The organism is Tunturiibacter psychrotolerans, from assembly GCF_051013365.1.
Taxonomy (GTDB): domain Bacteria; phylum Acidobacteriota; class Terriglobia; order Terriglobales; family Acidobacteriaceae; genus Edaphobacter; species Edaphobacter psychrotolerans_A.
On record NZ_CP132941.1, the window covers coordinates 4,813,060 to 4,830,506 of the forward strand.

Annotated in this window: 18 protein-coding genes and 1 pseudogene; 17 read left to right on the forward strand and 2 right to left on the reverse strand. The window is 56.0% G+C overall.

The window, feature by feature from the left end; genetic code table 11:
• Nucleotides 1–165 precede the first annotated feature (165 nt).
• The 5 genes and pseudogenes from RBB76_RS20375 (at nt 166) to RBB76_RS20395 (ending at nt 4,614) form a co-directional block, all read left to right on the forward strand.
• A complete protein-coding gene (locus tag RBB76_RS20375) occupies nt 166–885 on the forward strand; it encodes a Crp/Fnr family transcriptional regulator (protein ID WP_429629535.1) in 720 nt (239 codons plus the stop codon).
• Nucleotides 886–988: 103 nt separating this feature from the next.
• Nucleotides 989–1,183 (forward strand): annotated as a pseudogene (locus RBB76_RS20380) (cold-shock protein); the annotation flags it as partial.
• A gap of 282 nt (nt 1,184–1,465) precedes the next feature.
• On the forward strand, nt 1,466–2,191 hold the full coding sequence (locus tag RBB76_RS20385; protein ID WP_429629536.1) for a GAF domain-containing protein: 726 nt from the start codon (nt 1,466–1,468) through the stop codon (nt 2,189–2,191).
• Nucleotides 2,192–2,331: 140 nt separating this feature from the next.
• Entirely contained in the window at nt 2,332–3,126 is a 795-nt protein-coding gene (locus tag RBB76_RS20390) for an alpha/beta fold hydrolase (protein ID WP_429629654.1), read from the forward strand.
• A gap of 24 nt (nt 3,127–3,150) precedes the next feature.
• On the forward strand, nt 3,151–4,614 hold the full coding sequence (locus tag RBB76_RS20395) for an ATP-binding protein (RefSeq protein WP_429629537.1): 1,464 nt from the start codon (nt 3,151–3,153) through the stop codon (nt 4,612–4,614).
• Between the two features lie 115 nt (nt 4,615–4,729).
• Here the strand turns inward: RBB76_RS20395 and RBB76_RS20400 are convergent, their stop codons facing one another.
• The gene (locus tag RBB76_RS20400; protein WP_429629538.1) at nt 4,730–5,683 is read right to left on the reverse strand and encodes a ketopantoate reductase family protein; all 954 of its coding nucleotides are present in this window, start codon (nt 5,681–5,683) and stop codon (nt 4,730–4,732) included.
• Nucleotides 5,684–5,884: 201 nt separating this feature from the next.
• A complete protein-coding gene (locus RBB76_RS20405) occupies nt 5,885–6,121 on the reverse strand; it encodes a hypothetical protein (RefSeq protein WP_429629539.1) in 237 nt (78 codons plus the stop codon).
• Between the two features lie 174 nt (nt 6,122–6,295).
• Here RBB76_RS20405 and RBB76_RS20410 point away from each other — a divergent pair, with 174 nt between their 5' ends.
• The 12 genes from RBB76_RS20410 to RBB76_RS20465 all read left to right on the forward strand — a co-directional run bounded on the left by RBB76_RS20410 (nt 6,296) and on the right by RBB76_RS20465 (nt 17,414).
• Nucleotides 6,296–7,288 (forward strand): zinc-dependent alcohol dehydrogenase family protein, encoded by a 993-nt coding sequence (locus RBB76_RS20410; protein WP_429629540.1) that lies wholly within the window; start codon nt 6,296–6,298, stop codon nt 7,286–7,288.
• 148 nt (nt 7,289–7,436) lie between these two features.
• The gene (glgX, locus tag RBB76_RS20415; protein ID WP_429629541.1) at nt 7,437–9,530 is read left to right on the forward strand and encodes a glycogen debranching protein GlgX; all 2,094 of its coding nucleotides are present in this window, start codon (nt 7,437–7,439) and stop codon (nt 9,528–9,530) included.
• 164 nt (nt 9,531–9,694) lie between these two features.
• The gene (gene atpD, locus RBB76_RS20420; protein WP_429629542.1) at nt 9,695–11,167 is read left to right on the forward strand and encodes a F0F1 ATP synthase subunit beta; all 1,473 of its coding nucleotides are present in this window, start codon (nt 9,695–9,697) and stop codon (nt 11,165–11,167) included.
• Nucleotides 11,157–11,549: a F0F1 ATP synthase subunit epsilon gene (locus RBB76_RS20425; protein WP_429629543.1), complete on the forward strand. Its 393-nt coding sequence runs from the start codon at nt 11,157–11,159 to the stop codon at nt 11,547–11,549. The genes atpD and RBB76_RS20425 overlap by 11 nt, the downstream gene beginning before the upstream one ends.
• A complete protein-coding gene (locus RBB76_RS20430) occupies nt 11,539–11,880 on the forward strand; it encodes an AtpZ/AtpI family protein (RefSeq protein ID WP_429629544.1) in 342 nt (113 codons plus the stop codon). The genes RBB76_RS20425 and RBB76_RS20430 overlap by 11 nt, the downstream gene beginning before the upstream one ends.
• Complete coding sequence (locus RBB76_RS20435; protein ID WP_429629545.1) at nt 11,873–12,181, forward strand: N-ATPase subunit AtpR; 309 nt, start codon at nt 11,873–11,875, stop codon at nt 12,179–12,181. Before RBB76_RS20430 ends, RBB76_RS20435 begins: the two co-directional genes overlap by 8 nt.
• A complete protein-coding gene (locus RBB76_RS20440; RefSeq protein WP_429629546.1) occupies nt 12,178–12,894 on the forward strand; it encodes a F0F1 ATP synthase subunit A in 717 nt (238 codons plus the stop codon). Before RBB76_RS20435 ends, RBB76_RS20440 begins: the two co-directional genes overlap by 4 nt.
• A 14-nt stretch (nt 12,895–12,908) precedes the next feature.
• Nucleotides 12,909–13,193 (forward strand): F0F1 ATP synthase subunit C, encoded by a 285-nt coding sequence (locus RBB76_RS20445; RefSeq protein ID WP_429629547.1) that lies wholly within the window; start codon nt 12,909–12,911, stop codon nt 13,191–13,193.
• Between the two features lie 3 nt (nt 13,194–13,196).
• Nucleotides 13,197–13,997, forward strand: a complete 801-nt coding sequence (locus RBB76_RS20450) for a F0F1 ATP synthase subunit delta (protein ID WP_429629548.1) — start codon at nt 13,197–13,199, stop codon at nt 13,995–13,997.
• Nucleotides 13,994–15,559: an alternate F1F0 ATPase, F1 subunit alpha gene (locus RBB76_RS20455; RefSeq protein WP_429629549.1), complete on the forward strand. Its 1,566-nt coding sequence runs from the start codon at nt 13,994–13,996 to the stop codon at nt 15,557–15,559. The genes RBB76_RS20450 and RBB76_RS20455 overlap by 4 nt, the downstream gene beginning before the upstream one ends.
• Nucleotides 15,556–16,467 (forward strand): F0F1 ATP synthase subunit gamma, encoded by a 912-nt coding sequence (locus tag RBB76_RS20460; protein WP_429629550.1) that lies wholly within the window; start codon nt 15,556–15,558, stop codon nt 16,465–16,467. The genes RBB76_RS20455 and RBB76_RS20460 overlap by 4 nt, the downstream gene beginning before the upstream one ends.
• Before the next feature lie 77 nt (nt 16,468–16,544).
• Nucleotides 16,545–17,414 (forward strand): ADP-polyphosphate phosphotransferase, encoded by an 870-nt coding sequence (locus RBB76_RS20465; protein ID WP_429629551.1) that lies wholly within the window; start codon nt 16,545–16,547, stop codon nt 17,412–17,414.
• Nucleotides 17,415–17,447 lie beyond the last annotated feature (33 nt).

Consider the following 17,447-nt stretch of genomic DNA (forward strand, 5'->3'; position numbering starts at 1 on the left):
AATTCTAAAAGACTGTTTCGTCAATCTATGCCCAATAGGCATCACAGTCGTTTTAAACGCGTATGCTTGAGTACTGGAGCAGTGTTCAACCCGTTCCATACAATCAAACGTGACTGCTTGCCGTCTCCCAGACGGCCGTCCCTTGCGAATGAGCAAGGGGGCATCATGCCTACCACCGCCGTCAGCTTATTTCTCACCTCTCTTTCTGAGGAGAGCAGTCAATCCCTGCTTAAGCACTCGATTCCTGTGGATCTTCCCTTGAGCACCGTCCTCTATGAGGCGCAGGAAAACCCGCCATATGCGTACTTCATAACCTCTGGGATGGCGTCGGTTGTGACAGCCATGCCAGACGGTGCCACGGCGGAGGTCGGCGTCATCGGACGTGAAGGCGTCATCGGCAGCGTGCAATTGATGGGGCCCGCCCTTGCCCCGACTCGATGCTTCATGCAGTTGGCGGGCTCTGCTCTCCGCATCCCTATTTCGGAACTGCGAAAAGCATTTGTCGTGTCGCCTGAGATTCGAGAACGTCTCCTAGAGTTCTTGCAGGAGCAGATGATGATTCTCAGTCAGGTTGCTGGATGCCATCGACTCCATGAGGCAGAAGAGCGTTTAGCTCGGTGGCTCCTGATGGTTCAAGACTGCTCCCAAAGTGATGTCTTGGGCCTTACCCAGGAGTTCCTTGGAATGATGCTCGGATCTCGCCGAACTACCGTGGGAACAGCTGCGGGGGCGTTACAGGCAAAAGGCCTCATTGACTACCAACGCGGGAGAATCAAGATCATTGACCGGCAAGGACTTGAAGAAGCGGCTTGCGACTGCTATCAAGTCGCAAAAGAGCTCTATTCGGGCCTCTACAGCCGAGCTCCGCGCGGCGGTTACAACTGACCCCGCCAGCCGAAGTTGGAATGCGCGAGGAAGCTGATTTATAGATGACGCTATAGATGACCTCAACGAACAAGCGTGGAGTCAGCAGAATCGAGGTGACGAGATGGCACAGTACACGGGCACGGTGAAATGGTTCAACAACGCGAAGGGCTACGGATTTCTAGGGCACGACGGTGGGGCCGACGTCTTTGTCCACTACAGCTCGATCCAGACCGAGGGCTACAAGACTCTGAAAGAGGGCGATGGAGTGACCTTCGATATTATTCAGGGTGATAAAGGCCCTCAGGCCGACAATGTAGAAATGTTGAACGGAAAGATGCGAGCTTCCGAGCGCTCATCTGAAACTGACAACGGATCGGCTCCGACTTCTCAGACCGACACGCCGACGACCCCAACTCTGAAGTCGATATTCCGTTTTCGCGGAATCGGAGCTTCGGACGTAGTATCGAGCTTTCCCCGGTGATCTCCCAATGCAGACAGCAACCGGTCCATCCGACACAGGTATGAGTCTCCGGGATCTGCTATCAGATCCCGCCTTTCCCTTACGTGCAAAGAGCCTCGTCAGCCGAACGCAGAGTCTGTGGCGCTACGGCGCCTGTCGCGCGCGTTTACCCTCAATCCTGAATCGGTATTGCAGGATCTGGTGAACATAGCCGTAGAGTTTTGCGGAGCGGACAGTGCCGGCATCTCGCTTGAAGAACCCGAGAACAGAACATTCAAATGGATCGTGGTCGCAGGCAGTTTCGCGCCTTATCTGGGAGGTCGCACCCCCAGAAATTACAGTCCTTGCGGAACCTGCCTCGACTCGGGTCGGGCGCAACTATACCGCGTGACCAAGCCCTACTACGACCATCTGGGTGTGACAGCTGAACCAATCATCGACGGGATGCTGATTCCGTGGTCAAGTGAGCAGTTGCGCGGTACCTTATGGAGCGTCTCTCATTCGTCTGAGGAAGCATTTTGTTCTGAAGATTACGAGCTACTGGGGAGCCTCGCGGATTTTGCCTCACTCATCTTGCAACATCAGCACCAGGAGAAGCTGCTCCGGGAGGCAGCGTGCAACCGGAGTGTGGCGGACATGGCTCACAAACTGGCGCATCGGATCAACAACCCTTTGCAAAGCCTTACGAACACAATCTTCCTCGCACGGCAGGGCAAGGAGAATATTGACGAGCACCTTGTGCAAGCCGAAGTCGAGTTGAAGCGTCTCTCCCATCAAGTGGCGCTTTTGCTCGATGTCTCTAAAAGCTTTTCGTCAAAGACGACTGACCGGCCCAATGAGTCGTTTTACGAACCTGTTTCGTAACAGCCTCGTCCCCCTCCCTGCACTTTTCCCCTTTTGGCGGCTTCGCCACTGGCACCCTGCGGGGTTCCAACTTCCAAATTCAGGGAAAAACTTCTATGTGAGTTCCTGTCTGAGATACTGAAAAGGAAAGGCAGGGCGTCCTGAAAGCACTCCAGCGCAACAACGTCAAGGTATTCGGTTCAGGCGAAGAAACTCTAGTCTTCGCTCATGGCTACGGCTGCGACCAGAGCATGTGGCGTCACGTCACACCTGCCTTTGAGGACAAATACAAAATTGTCCTGTTTGATTACGTTGGGTCGGGGCTGTCTGAAGTTTCCGAGTTTGACCGAAATCGCTACAGTACCCTACGCGGGTATGGGCAGGACATCAACGAAATTCTGGATGAACTTGAACTCAAGAATGTTCACTTCGTGGGCCATTCGGTGAGTTCAATGATCGGCGCATTGGCTTTTCTGGAGCGGCCAGATCTGTTCAAGACCATCACGATGATTGGGCCGTCGGCTTGTTACATCAACAGCGACGACTATGTCGGAGGTTTTGATCGAGCCGACATCGAAGGGTTACTCCAGACGCTTGAAAGCAATCACGTAGCTTGGTCAGCCACCATGGCGCCTGTTATCATGGGGTATCCCCCGAATTCCGAGTTTTCGAATGAGCTTGAGGCTAGCTTCTGCCGAATGGACCCGTTTCTGGCAAATCACTTCGCCAAGGTCACGTTCCTATCCGACAACCGCGCCGATCTTGTAGGTATTACAGTGAAGACCCTCGTTTTGCAGTGTCAGCATGACGCGATCGCTGGCATGGTGGTAGGCGAGTACGTACACAAGTGCTTGCCGAATAGCCAATTCGTGGTCCTGGACGCAACTGGGCATTGCCCCCATATTAGTTCTCCGAAAGAGGTCGTTCGAGAGCTGCAGGCATTCCTCCAGCAGTAGACCGCGGCTCGGGACAAGTACGACATGCCAAACGAGAACCCGCTTGACAACGCAGCATGTGGGCTGCTTGAAGTCGCTGCGGACGGGCAAATCGCGGCAGCGAACTCTGCTTTTGCTCAGATCGTGGACCGAGATCAATCTGCACTTCTCGGGATGCGCATCCAGGAGCTGCTGACCCGAGGATCGGCACTTTTTTACGAGACTCAGTTTTCGCCCAGCCTCCTTCTACGCGGCGGTCTTGAAGAAATCTCATTTGAATTGCTGCGGTCGAGCGGCGAGCGAGTCCCCGTGTTCGTCAACGCTGTCCTTCGTCGGCCCGATGCCGACCGAGAACCTCGTGTATTTCTTGCGGTGTTTGCTGCTCGCCAGCGTCACCGCTACGAGGCGGAACTCCTGCGCTCACGAAAAGAAGCCGAGCAACTGGCGGAGGTTGTAAGGCGCTCATCGGATGCCATCGTGCGCCTGAGCGCGGATGCGAGGATCGAGTCGTGGAACACGGGAGCACAACAGATCTTCGGTTACGCCACCTCTGAAGCTGTCGGGAACCCATTCAGCCTGCTCTTTGCGGGGGACGCTTTCCAAGAGTTGGGTACGTTTTCGGAATTGAAGCGTGGAAAGGACGTCAACCTTGAGACGGTCGGCAAGACCAAACAGGAGCAGCCGGTCGATGTTTCCGTTAGCCTCACCCCGCATTTGGAAGCTCCTGGAACTCTCGTAGGCTTTTCCGCGATCATTCGCGATATGACAAAGCAGAAAGTAGCGGAGAGAAATCTGTTGCAAGCTGAGAAACTCGCTTCTGTGGGCCGTCTCGCCAGTTCCATCGCGCACGAGATCAACAACCCGCTCGAAGCAGTGACGAACCTGCTTTACATCCTGAACTCGCGTATCACTGACGAGGATACGAAACAACTAGTCCAGACGGCCGAAGAAGAACTAGCGCGGGTATCGCAGATAGCCAATTACACGCTTCGGTTCCATAAGCAGAGCACCGATCAAATCGAGGTCGATCTATCCATGGTCGTCAAAGGAGTGTTAGGCGTCTACAGAGGAAGACTCCAGAACTCAGGAATTCAGATCGTGGACGAAAGTTCCGATTGTGGCCCATTGCTCTGCTATGAGAACGACCTGAGGCAAGTTCTTCTCAACTTAATATCCAACGCCTTCGACGCGATGCGATCCGGGGGAAAAATAACTATTCGCTGTCGTGAGCTTGATCGGTCGGGAGTTAAGTCGTTCAGAATCGTTGTGGCAGACACCGGCACCGGGATGGATCAGCCGACTCTTGAACGGCTCTTCGAACCGTTTTTTTCCACCAAAGGAATCGGCGGAACCGGGCTGGGACTTTGGATTAGCCGAGATCTCATCCTCAGAAATGGTGGTTCAATCAAGGTTCGCAGCAGCCAACGGGCCAATCATTCTGGCACGACGTTTGTCTTGTCATTTCCTAGGATTGATCCCACTCCTTTTCGATCACTTACAGATAATTGAGATCTCGAAGTCAAGAGTTGATCGATGGTTTGCCGGCTTGGCGACAGACAGCAGTTTCGTAGCCGGCTCGTTCCTTTCCCTGCACCCCTACCTGTCCAAGAAGGGCTGGCCGCTTTTATCGAGATATCCCTCTTCGATCAATGGCACCAAGCAACTTGTATAGCCCTGGTGCTTGCCCTTCACTCGTGAAGGTACGCACATCGGTGGCGAGCGCCGCAATCTCTGCTGGCGCATGACGTGCATGGTCTGCGAAGTAGAGGTCGCCACGCGACGAAGCAAGGACTTTACACCAATATGTGACTGAAAAGCGCAAAGGAATCCAGCAGATGATCGCTCTCAACGCAAGCGGGGCCGCCGGCTCTTCCCGTGCGTCTAACGCTGCCCAGCCTTCCCGTACCGCAAGGATAAATTGGCGCACCTGTTCGCGGTTTCGCGCCAGCCTTGCGGCATCACAGCCGTGCCCGTAGAGCGAACCGACGATTGCTGTAATGAAGACCACGTGACGACGTAACCATGCATCCATGTTTTCCACTTCGTCAACTCGGAACCCGGCCTGACGGAATAACCAAGCGATGTCTGGCGCAGTGGATTCCAGAGAGGTTGCTTGCTGTGGAATCTCGACGTAGCGCACGATTCCAGACTCCTTGCTTCCGGCTATTCCAGGAAACGCGATGACGGTGCGGGATCGGCCGAGCAGGGCAAAGATGTTTTCGGAACCATTCGCGTGGTTGGCGAGGAACACGATGCGCCTAATCGAGGTCGCCCGAGCGAGGTCTGGAAGTACCGCCGCAATCTGTTCACGACGAACGGTAACCAGGCAAAAATCGGCTGAACAGTCAGACGCGAGACGTTCCATTACGGGCAGGGAAATTGTGGTTGTCTCGGAAGTATCTGCGTTCTGAATCGTCGCACCGAACTGTCGGAGTTCCTGAGCTCGATCTGGCCGTGCGATGAGGGTGACTTCGTTACCTCTCTGTGCGAGACGGACGCCGAACACGGTGCCTTGAACACCCGCTCCCAGCACAACGATCTTCTTCATCGACTTGTGATCGCCATGCTTTAGCTTCACGGGCTGTGCTCCTTTCGGAGTTTCCTATCGTTTCATCGGCGGGAAATTGCGCGGGCAAGGCCTCGCTTGCTCCAGCAGCGAGCGAAGTCGAAGACACGGTGAGTCAGATGAAAAGTGATGTCCGGAAAGCTCTCGTCTGGTTTGAAGCTGCTAATCGCACCGACCGCTGGCCTCCCCTCTGCGCACGCCGCATTAGTTAGCCTAACCCCGGTTCGCCGCTGCCGCAGCTTCAACTTCGTTCTCCTCTTCCAACTCGTCTTCTTCCTCTTCATTGGCGGCAGCCTCATCCGCAAACTCGTCGAGTTTGCTCTCTTCATCCGTGGCGAGGTTGACCTGCCTGATCCCGTCAGCCTCCAGAGGCCCAGTAACTTCAGTGTCTGCAAACTGCCCAGCGACGTTTGACGTGGTCGCGAATGGTGGAATCTGACTCTTGCTCATGTTGTCTCCTGTACATTGAATGGCTGATGCAAGTTGCAAGAAGCCAAAGCTCCAGTGTGTGCGCTGCCGGCTCCTGACGCTGTATCCAATTGCACAGTCTTTGGGGGCGTGAAGAAGGCAAAGTAGAGATTCGGAATCAAGTGGTCGATCGTCAGGATCAGGCGGAGAGCATACATGCGAGCGGCTATCTTTCGTCGGTCCACCCAGGATTCGGGACAGTACCTCGAAATCGGAGACATTCCACGCCCGACCATACTCCCGGGGCACTCTCTCCTGCGCGTGATTGCTTGTGGTGTGTGCCGGACCGACCTACACATCGTGACTGGAGAGCTGCCGGCGCTTCGGCCGGAGTTGATCCCCGGCCACCAAATCGTTGGCGAAGTCATCGACGGTGCAACCCCCAATTTACCCATTGGAACGCGAGTGGGGGTTTCCTGGATGGGCGGAGTGGACGGTACCTGCTGGTATTGCACGCATGACGCAGAAAATCTTTGTGACGAGCCAACCTTTACGGGATATACGGTTGATGGAGGCTACGCAGAGTTTGCCCTCGTGCGCACAGACTTCCTGCTGCCACTCCCCGTTGGCTTGGACGATGCCGCAGCGGCTCCGCTCCTATGCGCTGGGATTATCGGCTTTCGCAGCCTTCGTGTGGCCGGGGTTCGACCGGGAGAGAGAGTGGGCCTTTACGGCTTCGGTAGCTCGGCGAGCCTGGCGATTCAGGTACTGCAATCCTGGAACTGCGAGGTATATGTCTCGTCCCGCGGCCAAGGCAACCGAGACCGCGCAGCCGCTCTGGGTGCAACCTGGGTTGGGAAAGACGGTGACAAGCCGCCCGTTCCATTGGATCGTGCGATCACCTTTGCTCCGAGCGGGGAGGTAGTGATCGCAGCTCTCGGCGACCTTCGCAAAGGTGGTGTAGTTGCCGTCAACGCTATCCACATGGACAAAATCCCGGCATTCGACTACGACAGCCTGCTCTGGGGCGAGCGACAGATACGCAGCGTGGCCAACATGACCAGAGCCGATGCCCGCGACTTCCTTGAGATCGCGCACAAGCTAGGCATACGCCCGAAGACGACTGTGCTGAAGTTGGAACAGGCGAACGAGGCGCTGGCGATGCTGAGCAAAGATCGTGACGATAGCTCTATCGTTCTTGTCCCATAAAAGCTCAGGTTGGCGGGTCGATAGGAACCATGTAGATCGGGTTGTTGAGCGGAGAGGTGAGCATGATTGCACAACAGGCAGGTACGCCGCAGCGCCATACTCATGAAGTGACGAGCTTGAGTCGGGTTGTGATTGAAGAGCGAATGGAATGAGTGCAACCCGGCCACTAGATTCTGCACAGCGGACAGGACCGGGACGACCCTTTCCTCTTGGCCCGACTATTTGCGAGGAAGGCACGAACTTCAGCCTGTTCTCGGCAAATGCCACGATGGTTGAACTTCTTCTCTTCAACGGAGTTGACGATGTAGCTCCGTCCAGAACCATTGAGTTCGACACCGAGCGCAATCGCACATCGCACTATTGGCACATGCTGGTTTGCGGCATCGAACCGGGCCAACTGTACGGCTTTCGACTTCACGGTCCCGACGATCCTGCGGCAGGTCATCGTTTCGATAGCCAGAAGGTGTTGCTCGACCCCTACGGCCGAAGCGTGGCCGTGGGGAAAAACTATAGCCGCGCTGGCGGCTGCAGACCTGGAGATACAGCCGCGACTTGCATGAAGAGTGTTGTCGTGGACCCAAACCGGTTTGACTGGGAAGGTGACGCTCCGCTCAACCACTCGTTTCGGCAGACGGTGATCTACGAAATGCATGTTGCGGGTTTCACTCGGAACCCGAATTCGGGAGTCGCGGAGGGCAAGCGCGGTACGTTCGTGGGCGTCGTGGAGAAAATTCCTTATCTTCAAAAGCTTGGCGTGACGGCTGTTGAATTGCTGCCAGTATTTCAGTTCGACCCTCAGGATGCACCCGACGGTCTCGAGAACTACTGGGGTTATGATCCGGTCTCGTTCTTCGCTCCACATCTCGCGTATTGCACAGATAACGACCCCCAGCGCTGCATGGACGAATTCAGGACGATGGTGATGGCCCTGCACAAAGCAGGAATCGAGGTCATCCTTGACGTGGTCTACAACCACACATCCGAGGGGGATGAACGTGGTCCGACGGTCTGTTTTCGGGGGATTGAAAACAGCGTCTATTACATTCTCAATCAAGACAAAGCCCAGTACGCCAACTTCACCGGCTCCGGCAACACATTGAAGGCTAACGAGTCCGTCGTCAAACGGCTCATTCTGGACAGCCTTATCTACTGGGTTTCCGAGATGCACGTCGATGGGTTCCGCTTTGATCTGGCCTCGGTGTTTTCAAGGGACCAAGCCGGAGAGCCGATGATCGACGCGCCGATCATTTGGGAGATCGACTCGCACCCGGCGCTCGCTGGTACAAAGCTCATTGCCGAGGCGTGGGACGAAGGAGGGTTATATCAGGTCGGTAGTTTCGGGCCCGATAAATGGAAGGAATGGAACGGACAATTCAGGGATGACATACGAGCATTCGTGAAGGGTGAGCAAGGCACTGTTATCAAACTGCGAGAGCGGATCACGGGGAGCCTCGACCTGTACGGGGAGGGGGATCGGCCCACCGGCCAAAGCATCAACTTCGTTACCTGTCATGATGGCTTCACGATCAACGACCTTGTGTCGTATAACTCCAAACACAATGAAGCCAACCGTGAGGGTAACCGCGATGGGACGAATGTCAATCACAGTTGGAATTGTGGGGTTGAGGGGCCGAGTCCGGACCAAGCGATCTCCTTGCTGAGATCGCGGCAAATCAAAAACCTGCTTGCGCTCACCCTGCTTTCGGCAGGTACGCCCATGCTACTAATGGGAGATGAGGCACGTCGCACACAGGGCGGGAACAACAATCTCTATTGCCTGGATAACGAGACGAGTTGGCTCGACTGGAATCTTGTCAGTCGCAACGCGGAGCTAAGTCGCTTTGTGGCGAAGTTGATTATGTTACGAGTTGGAACCGAGATCCAGAGTGCCGGGGCAAGTCTCACCCTAGAGCAGTATCAAGCCAGGGCGCATTACGAGTGGCACGGGATCGAGCTCGGTAAACCAGACTGGAACCCTGATTGCCATGCTATCGCGTTCACGCTCCATACAGCGTCTCTCAGGCGCTTGCTCTATGTGGCCGTCAACGCTTTCTGGGGAACATTATCGTTTGAATTGCCCAAAACTGGGGTATCTGGCTTACTCGCTTGGCGGCGTGTCGTGGACACATCTCTCTCTGCGCCAGACGACATTGCGGACCTCGACAGGGGAGTTGTCATTACGGACGCCAGGTATATCGTCAACGCTCGGTCATTGGTAGTTCTTGAGAGCACTTTGACCTAGGACCTGCGATCCCTTATTCCGGCTGATCTGGATACTTCGCAGCGTTAGCCGTGAGCAAAAGGACACAGCCTCCCCACTCTTCCGCGAGATACGGTTAAACGTAGCCGATCGATTCGGAATGTACCGGATCCGAACAATACATCACCCGCCACTTTGGAGAAGCGATGTCAGACGAACACGCGACATCCAACTATGGCGTCGTCCTTTCCATAAGGGGCAGTGTCGTAGACGCGCAGTTTTCGGGCTTATTGCCATCTGTGTTCTCCATCCTGCGTTGTGGCAGGAAAGAAGCCACAGTCATCGAGGTGATGGAGCAAATCGACCAGCATCGTGTGCGTGGAATTGCGCTCACAGCCACCCAAGGCCTTGCTAGGGGAATGACGGTTAGGGACACGGGTAAGCCTCTTCAAGCGCCGGTGGGTAAGACAATCATTTCGCGGATGTTCGATGTGTTCGGCCACGCAATCGACCGTCAGCCGGAGCCTACGGATACAAACTGGCGCAGTGTGCATCGGGCACCACCCTCCCTGTCGGAGCGTCTGACGAAATCCGAGATCTTCCAGACCGGCATCAAGGCAATCGATGTGCTGGTGCCACTAGAGCGTGGAGGCAAGGCGGGCCTCTTTGGAGGTGCCGGTGTAGGCAAAACTGTGCTACTAACCGAGATGATCCACAACATGATCGGGCACCAGAAAGGGATGAGCATCTTCTGCGGCATCGGCGAGCGCTGTCGGGAGGGGGAAGAACTCTATAGCGGCATGAAGGATGCTGGCGTCCTGAAAGACATGGTGATGGTCTACGGCCAAATGAATGAACCGCCCGGCGCTCGCTTCCGCGTTGGCCACGCTGCCCTGACCATGGCCGAATACTTCAGAGACGACGAGCATCGGGACGTCCTCTTTCTGGTTGACAACATTTTCCGCTTCATTCAGGCGGGTATGGAGGTCTCGGGCTTGCTTGGCCAGATGCCGTCAAGGCTGGGTTATCAGTCAACCATGGGAACAGAGTTGTCAGGCTTGGAAGAGCGCATCGCCAACACGCGCGCGGGCGCGATCACCTCTATACAGGCTGTCTATGTGCCGGCGGACGACCTTACCGACCCTGCGGCGGAACACGTCTTCGGGCACCTCTCGGCATCGCTCGTGCTCTCAAGAAAGCGGGCAAGCGAGGGCCTTTATCCCGCGATCGACCTGCTGCAATCGAACTCTGCCATGGCGACCTCCGCCATCGTAGGCGAACGCCACTACGGGGTCGCACAGCAAATTCGCAAGACCCTGGCCGAATACGAAGCCCTGAAGGACATTGTGGCCATGCTGGGGCTGGATCAACTCTCCCCGGCGGACCGCCTCACGGTCGGGAGAGCGCGGCGACTCGAACGTTTTCTTACGCAACCGTTCTTCGCAACCGAGCAGTTCAGCGGCTTGAAAGGAAAGCAGGTGAGCTTGGAAGATGCGCTCGATGGCTGCGAACGTATCCTGCGGGATGAGTTCAAGGACGTTCCGGAGAGCGCGCTATACATGATCGGGGCCATCAGTGAAGCAAAGCAGGCAGCGCCGCCCAAGAAGCCGGATGGCAAGGCCTCTCCCGCTTCCATGCCGCCCGCAGCCGTCCCCGCGGGGTCCGCCCATGCAGCTTAAGGTGCTTCTTCCTTCTGAAATCTTCTTCGAGAACGACGATGTGGAACGGATCGTGGCTGAGACGCGTGAGGGCTCCTTCGGCATTCTGCCTCACCGGCTTGACTGCGTTGCGGCACTTGCGCCGGGCATTCTGACCTATCAGGAGACAAATCGTTCACCAGTCTATCTAGCCGTTGATGAAGGCGTACTCGCAAAAGTTGGGATGAAGGTGCTGGTTTCGGTCCGGCGAGCTGTGCGAGGTACTGACCTGGGCCAACTGCACGATGCCGTCAAGCAGCAGTTTCTTACCCTCAACGATCAGGAACGGCAAGTCCGCGAGGCTCTCAGGAAGCTGGAGAGTACGTTCGCCGGCAGACTCGCGGAGTTTTCTCGTGAGCGATAGGCAGATTGGACCACCCGTAGTCACGCCCAACGAAGAAGATACCTTCGCCGGGCAGGTCGGTGCGAAAGCAACGAGAAAGCAGCGGGCCCTGCGCGCCGGAGACCAAGGTGTCTGGTTTGGCCTTGGGATGTCCGGACTCATCGGCTGGTCCGTTGCCATACCGACGCTGTTGGGCGCGATTCTCGGTGTCTGGCTGGATGATCGCCATCCGCAGAAATTTTCCTGGACACTTACACTCCTGTTCGCTGGCCTGGTGCTTGGGTGCTTCAACGCGTGGCATTGGGTTGCTCAACAAGACGCGTCGATGCGGGAGGAGGACACCGATGACTGAATCGTTGAAGGTCAGCGGGGCGATCCTCGGGGGCTTTGCTCTCGGCACTTTCTTCTTCGTCGGGCTATGGTGGACGGTTCGAAGAGGAGTTATCTCTGCGCAACCAGCCATCGTGTTTCTCGGCAGCATGGTTTTTCGAACGCTGGTCGTCATGGTGGGCTTTTATTATCTAAGCCGCGGTGACTGGCGCAATGTCGTAGGCAGTCTTACGGGCTTTGTTCTTGCCCGCTTCTTCGTTACAAGAAACGCACGCTTTTCGTTCCGGGCGGAGGCGCTCGCGCCGTCAGGAGGGGCGCGATGAATCTGACCTCCGATCAACTGATCTTCTGGCAGCATGGATTTTTCAAGCTAAACCAGACCATCGTCACAACGTGGGCCATGATGTTGCTGATGGCGTTCGGAGCAATGCTCATCACGCGCCGACTGAGGACAGAGGGAAAGATCTCCCGCTGGCAGGGTGCGCTGGAAATCATCGTCACTACGCTTGAGACACAGATCAAGGAAGTAGGTCTGGCAGCGCCGCGCAAATATCTTGCGTTTCTCGGGACGCTGTTCGTCTTTGTAGCCACGTGCGCGGTTTGCATCATCATTCCGGGCTACAAGCCACCGACCGAGTCTCTCTCAACCACAGCCGCACTCGCGCTCTGCGTCTTTCTGGCTGTGCCGCTCTATGGCATCAGAGAGCAGGGCCTGGGCGGCTATCTGAAAACGTACACCCAGCCGACCATCATCATGCTGCCGTTCAACATCATCAGCGAGCTATCACGGACCCTGGCGTTAGCTGTGCGCTTGTTCGGCAACATGATGAGCGGCGTGATGATCGTCGGCATCCTGCTTACGATCACTCCCTTCCTCTTTCCCATCGTCATGACCGCTCTGGGACTACTCACCGGTATGGTTCAGGCATATATCTTTACCATTCTTGCCGGGGTCTATATTGCGGCCGCCACTTTGGTTCCAAAGCCGCAGGGCGTTCCCATTCCGGCCTCGAAACCACTTCCTAAGCAAACCTGAATCAAGGAGACTTCATGGATAGCACAACCGCAATTGCCATCGCGTCGATCGTCACAGCCGGCCTGACGATCGGTATTGGATGCCTCGCCCCGGCTCTCGGCGAAGGGAAGTCCGTCTCGACGGCTCTAACCTCTCTCGCGCAGCAACCGGACGCTTCTGCCACCATAACCAGGACGCTTTTTGTCGGATTGGCAATGATCGAATCTCTCGCAATTTACTGCTTCGTCGTTTCCATGATTCTGATCTTTGCTAACCCCTTCTGGAAGTTCGTCATCGCGCATGCTGTCCAGGGTAAGTGACCTATGCTCATCGATTGGTTCACCGTCATCGCGCAGATGCTCAACTTCTTGATCCTTGTCTGGCTCTTGAAGCATTTTCTGTATCAACCCATTTTGAACGCAATCGATACTCGCGAAAAAGGTATTGCGTCCAAACTCGCGGACGCTGAAGCGAAAGAGGCTGACGCACACAAGCAGCAGGAAGACTTCGAAGCCAAGAACAAATCGTTCGACGAGCAGCGGGCTGCGCTGATGACCAAGGCTGATGGGGACGCCAAGGTAGAGCACGATCGTCTGGTCGACGAAGCGCACAAGCAAGCAGATGGGGTTCGCGCCTCTGAGGCCGCCGCGCTCAAAGACGCCCGAGCACACCAGGCCGTCGCCATCAGGCGCATGGCTCAGAACCAGGTCTTCGAAATCACGAAGAAGACACTGGCCGATCTCGCGACCGTCACTCTGGAAGAGCGGATCGGAGAGGTCTTTACTCGGCGGCTGCGGTTGATGAACGTCAAGGATAAAGACGAGATGGGCGCGGCGCTGAAAGCTTCACCCGAAGCGTCTCTCGTCCGCAGCGCATTCAACCTTCCCGACGAGCAAAAAGCCGCGATCCAGAATGCTCTAAATGAAACCTTCTCCGCGGTGATTCGAGTTCGGTATGAGACGGATGCGAACGCGATCAGTGGTATCGAACTCACCGCGCAGGGGCAAAAGCTGTCCTGGAGTATCTCTAGTTATCTTGATTCCTTTGATCGAAGCCTTGCTGAACTGATAGCACCCCCAACTAAGCCGGAGCCTACGCCCGCTCACGACGCAGAGGTCAAATGACTGAGCCAGCCGGAGCCCTGCTGACTGCGCTCTACGGCGCCTTCGATGGACTCAGGGATGCGTGCGCCACGTACACCCCAAGTTTGGTGCCGGAGGAGATCGGAATCATCACCAGTCTTTCGACCGGCATCGCCACCATCTCCGGCTTGCCGAATCTGGGCAACGAAGAACTGGTCAGCTTCGCAGGCGGTCGTTTGGGCATGGCCTTCAACGTGGATGAAGATGAGGTTGGACTTATCCTGCTCTGCGACTACCAGGATCTCCACGTTGGCGACGAAGTGCGGCGCACCGGACGCGTGATGGATGTCGCTGTAGGCAACGCGCTGCTGGGCCGCGTCCTCGATCCGCTGGGCAATCCCATCGACGGCAAGCCACTGGTGCTGACCGAGAACCGCCTCCCCGTGGAGCGGCCGGCACCCGCCATCATGGACCGCGCCCCGGTCAGCGTTCCTCTGCAAACGGGATTGAAGGTGGTTGATGCCATGATTCCCATCGGCCGAGGTCAGCGCGAACTCATTCTCGGCGACCGTCAGACGGGCAAGACAGCCATCGCGATCGACACCATTCTGAATCAGCGTGGGCAGAATGTGGTCTGCGTCTATTGCGCGATCGGGCAGCGAGCGTCGTCCGTGGCCAAGGTTATAGCCAACCTGCAGGAAAAAGGCGCGATGGAGTACACGGTCGTTGTTGTGGCGGAAGGCAACAATGCACCCGGCTTGGTCTATATCACGCCGTACGCTGCAACCAGCATAGCCGAGTGGTTCATGGAACAAGGTCGCGATGTCCTTATCGTCTATGACGATCTCACGCAGCACGCGCAGGCGTACCGAGAGCTATCACTTTTGCTGCGAAGGCCGCCAGGTCGAGAGGCATATCCCGGCGACATCTTCTACATTCACTCCCGCATGCTGGAGCGTTCCACCCATCTGATCAAGGAGCTTGGCGGTGGTTCGTTGACCGCTCTTCCGATCATTGAGACCGACGCGCAGGATATCTCTGCCTACATCCCAACCAACCTGATCTCGATTACCGACGGTCAGGTCTACCTGTCTCCGACACTCTTTGAGCTTGGCGTACTTCCGGCTGTGGACGTAGCGCAGTCTGTCTCGCGAGTGGGTAGCCAGGCACAGAAGCCCGCTTACCGGGCGGTCGCTGGCGATCTGAAGCTTGCCTACTCCCAGTTCGAGGAGTTGGAGACCTTTGCAAAGTTTGGAACCCACCTGGACGACGCGACACGCAAGAGCATCGATCATGGACAGCGGATACGAGCCTGCCTGAAGCAGCCCGAATCGCAACCTGTCGCGGTCGCAGAGCAGATCATCGTGCTGATTGCACTCCAGGCTGGTCTGTTCGATCAAATGCCTCTGAATAAGGTGCCGGACGGCGAACTCGCACTTCAGAAGGCGCTCGCAGATCTCTCGAAGGAAGTTGCCGGACGGCTTATGTCCGAGGACAAGTTGAGCGATGAAGACCACAAAGCCATCGTTGACCTTGCGAAAGGGGCTCTTGCGAGCTTTCAGCCGAAGCCCGACCCAGGCCCGCCAGCCAAGGAGAGTAAATGAGTGGTTCAACGGAACAATTGGGTCGGAAGATCGGTGGAGCAAAGGAGCTGGGTGGTGTTGTGCGGGCGATGAAGGCTCTTGCTGCGTCGAGCATCGGCCAGTACGAGAGGGCGGTGGAAGCTCTCGACGACTACCTGAGAACGGTCGAACTTGGCTTGATTGCGTGTCTGCACGGAGACGGCCAGAGCCTTCGGCCCGGCATCGTCAAGCCACAGCACGCAACACCGATCGGCGCTGTAATCTTCGGTTCAGATCAGGGCCTTGTAGGCAGCTTCAATGAAGTAATTGTGGAGTTCAGCCTAAAAGCGCTGCGTGCGCTTCCAGGGAAGGTGACTCAGATCTGGGTAGTCGGGGAACGTGCGAAGACCCTGCTGGCTGAGACCGATTTAAGTCAGATCAGAGCACTTGAAGTGCCAGGTTCTCTCGATGCGATTACGCCACTGGTCGGGCAGATCCTACTCGAACTCCAGACGGCTCGGGAAAAGGGCGAGATTTGGGAAGTTCATGTCTTTCATAATCATCCAAAACCCGGCTCAGCATACGAGCCCGTGGGCAGGCGTCTGCTTCCCCTGGACGCGTCGTGGGAACAAAAACTACACACCACGCCATGGCCAACGAAGACGCCTCCGCAGGTAATCGATGAGGTAGCGTCCGCTCTACCGGCATTTATTCAGGATTACTTATTTGTTCTGCTGTTTCAGGCCTGCGCGGAATCCTTGGCAAGTGAAAACGCAAGTCGGCTCGCATCGATGCAACGCGCCGAAAAGAGTATTGACAGCATGTTGGACGACCTCAATCGGAAGTTTCACCGGCTCCGGCAGGAAGGCATCGATGAAGAACTGTTCGACGTGATTGCCGGGTTTGAGGCGTTGACCAGGAAGAAATCCAAGCGCATTTCGGATGTTTAACCAGCTAAGACGAGGTAGTAGACGATTTCGTGAGCGTTCAAACAACACGAGCGGAAGCCGCTTTCATAAGGAGGAACGTGAAGATTCAATCGGACGACTTTCGAGTTCATCCCGGTAAAGAGTTCAGGCTTGGCGACAGACCGACGGTGATCAAACCGTTTTGCAAGTCAAAGAAGCAGTACCGCAAGACCCTGGAAAGCCATGTCGAAGAACTCAGTTCGCTACAACAATTGCACTACGCCTCGCATCGCTACGCTCTGTTGCTGATCTTTCAGGGTATCGATGCAGCTGGGAAGGACGGAGCGATTCGGCATGTAATGTCAGGGGTCAATCCGGAAGGCTGCGAAGTCTACAGCTTCAAGCAACCGAGCGCTGAGGAATTGGAACACGATTTCCTCTGGCGCACGACGTGTCGTCTACCGGAGCGGGGGCGAATCGGGATCTTCAATCGTTCTTACTACGAAGAGGTGTTGGTCGTCAGGGTGCATCCGGAGATTCTTCGCAACGAGGGACTTGCCGAGGAATTGCGGGACGAAAAGACGGTCTGGAACGAGCGATACCGTTCCATCGAGAACTTCGAAACCCACCTGCACCTCAACGGCACGCACGTCGTCAAGATATTTCTCCACCTCTCAGAGGAGGAGCAGCGCAAGCGTTTCCTCGAACGGATCGACGACCCTGACAAGAATTGGAAGTTCAGCCTTGCGGACATTCACGAGAGAAAGTATTGGAAGCAATATGCCGCAGCGTTTGAAGAATGCCTGAATGCGACTACCACCCAGGCATCGCCGTGGTTTGTCGTGCCAGCAGATGACAAAGAGAATGCTCGTCTGATTGTGTCCAGGATTGTGATGGACGCACTTAAAGAGCTAAAGATGTCCTATCCAAAGACCACGGAAAAACGGAAGGCAGAATTGAAGGCCATTCGTAAGCTATTGGTCAAGTAGGCCGGACCAGCCAAGTCATCGGTCCAGGAAACG

What these genes read in the sequence shown, in the direction of transcription:
- RBB76_RS20375 (WP_429629535.1), top strand. Translation starts at nt 166, where the DNA reads ATGCCTACCACCGCCGTCAGCTTATTTCTCACCTCTCTTTCTGAGGAG.
- RBB76_RS20395 (WP_429629537.1), top strand. Translation starts at nt 3,151, where the DNA reads ATGCCAAACGAGAACCCGCTTGACAACGCAGCATGTGGGCTGCTTGAA.
- RBB76_RS20405 (WP_429629539.1), bottom strand. Translation starts at nt 6,121, where the DNA reads ATGAGCAAGAGTCAGATTCCACCATTCGCGACCACGTCAAACGTCGCT.
- RBB76_RS20410 (WP_429629540.1), top strand. Translation starts at nt 6,296, where the DNA reads ATGCGAGCGGCTATCTTTCGTCGGTCCACCCAGGATTCGGGACAGTAC.
- glgX (WP_429629541.1), top strand. Translation starts at nt 7,437, where the DNA reads ATGAGTGCAACCCGGCCACTAGATTCTGCACAGCGGACAGGACCGGGA.
- atpD (WP_429629542.1), top strand. Translation starts at nt 9,695, where the DNA reads ATGTCAGACGAACACGCGACATCCAACTATGGCGTCGTCCTTTCCATA.
- RBB76_RS20425 (WP_429629543.1), top strand. Translation starts at nt 11,157, where the DNA reads ATGCAGCTTAAGGTGCTTCTTCCTTCTGAAATCTTCTTCGAGAACGAC.
- RBB76_RS20435 (WP_429629545.1), top strand. Translation starts at nt 11,873, where the DNA reads ATGACTGAATCGTTGAAGGTCAGCGGGGCGATCCTCGGGGGCTTTGCT.
- RBB76_RS20440 (WP_429629546.1), top strand. Translation starts at nt 12,178, where the DNA reads ATGAATCTGACCTCCGATCAACTGATCTTCTGGCAGCATGGATTTTTC.
- RBB76_RS20445 (WP_429629547.1), top strand. Translation starts at nt 12,909, where the DNA reads ATGGATAGCACAACCGCAATTGCCATCGCGTCGATCGTCACAGCCGGC.
- RBB76_RS20450 (WP_429629548.1), top strand. Translation starts at nt 13,197, where the DNA reads ATGCTCATCGATTGGTTCACCGTCATCGCGCAGATGCTCAACTTCTTG.
- RBB76_RS20455 (WP_429629549.1), top strand. Translation starts at nt 13,994, where the DNA reads ATGACTGAGCCAGCCGGAGCCCTGCTGACTGCGCTCTACGGCGCCTTC.
- RBB76_RS20460 (WP_429629550.1), top strand. Translation starts at nt 15,556, where the DNA reads ATGAGTGGTTCAACGGAACAATTGGGTCGGAAGATCGGTGGAGCAAAG.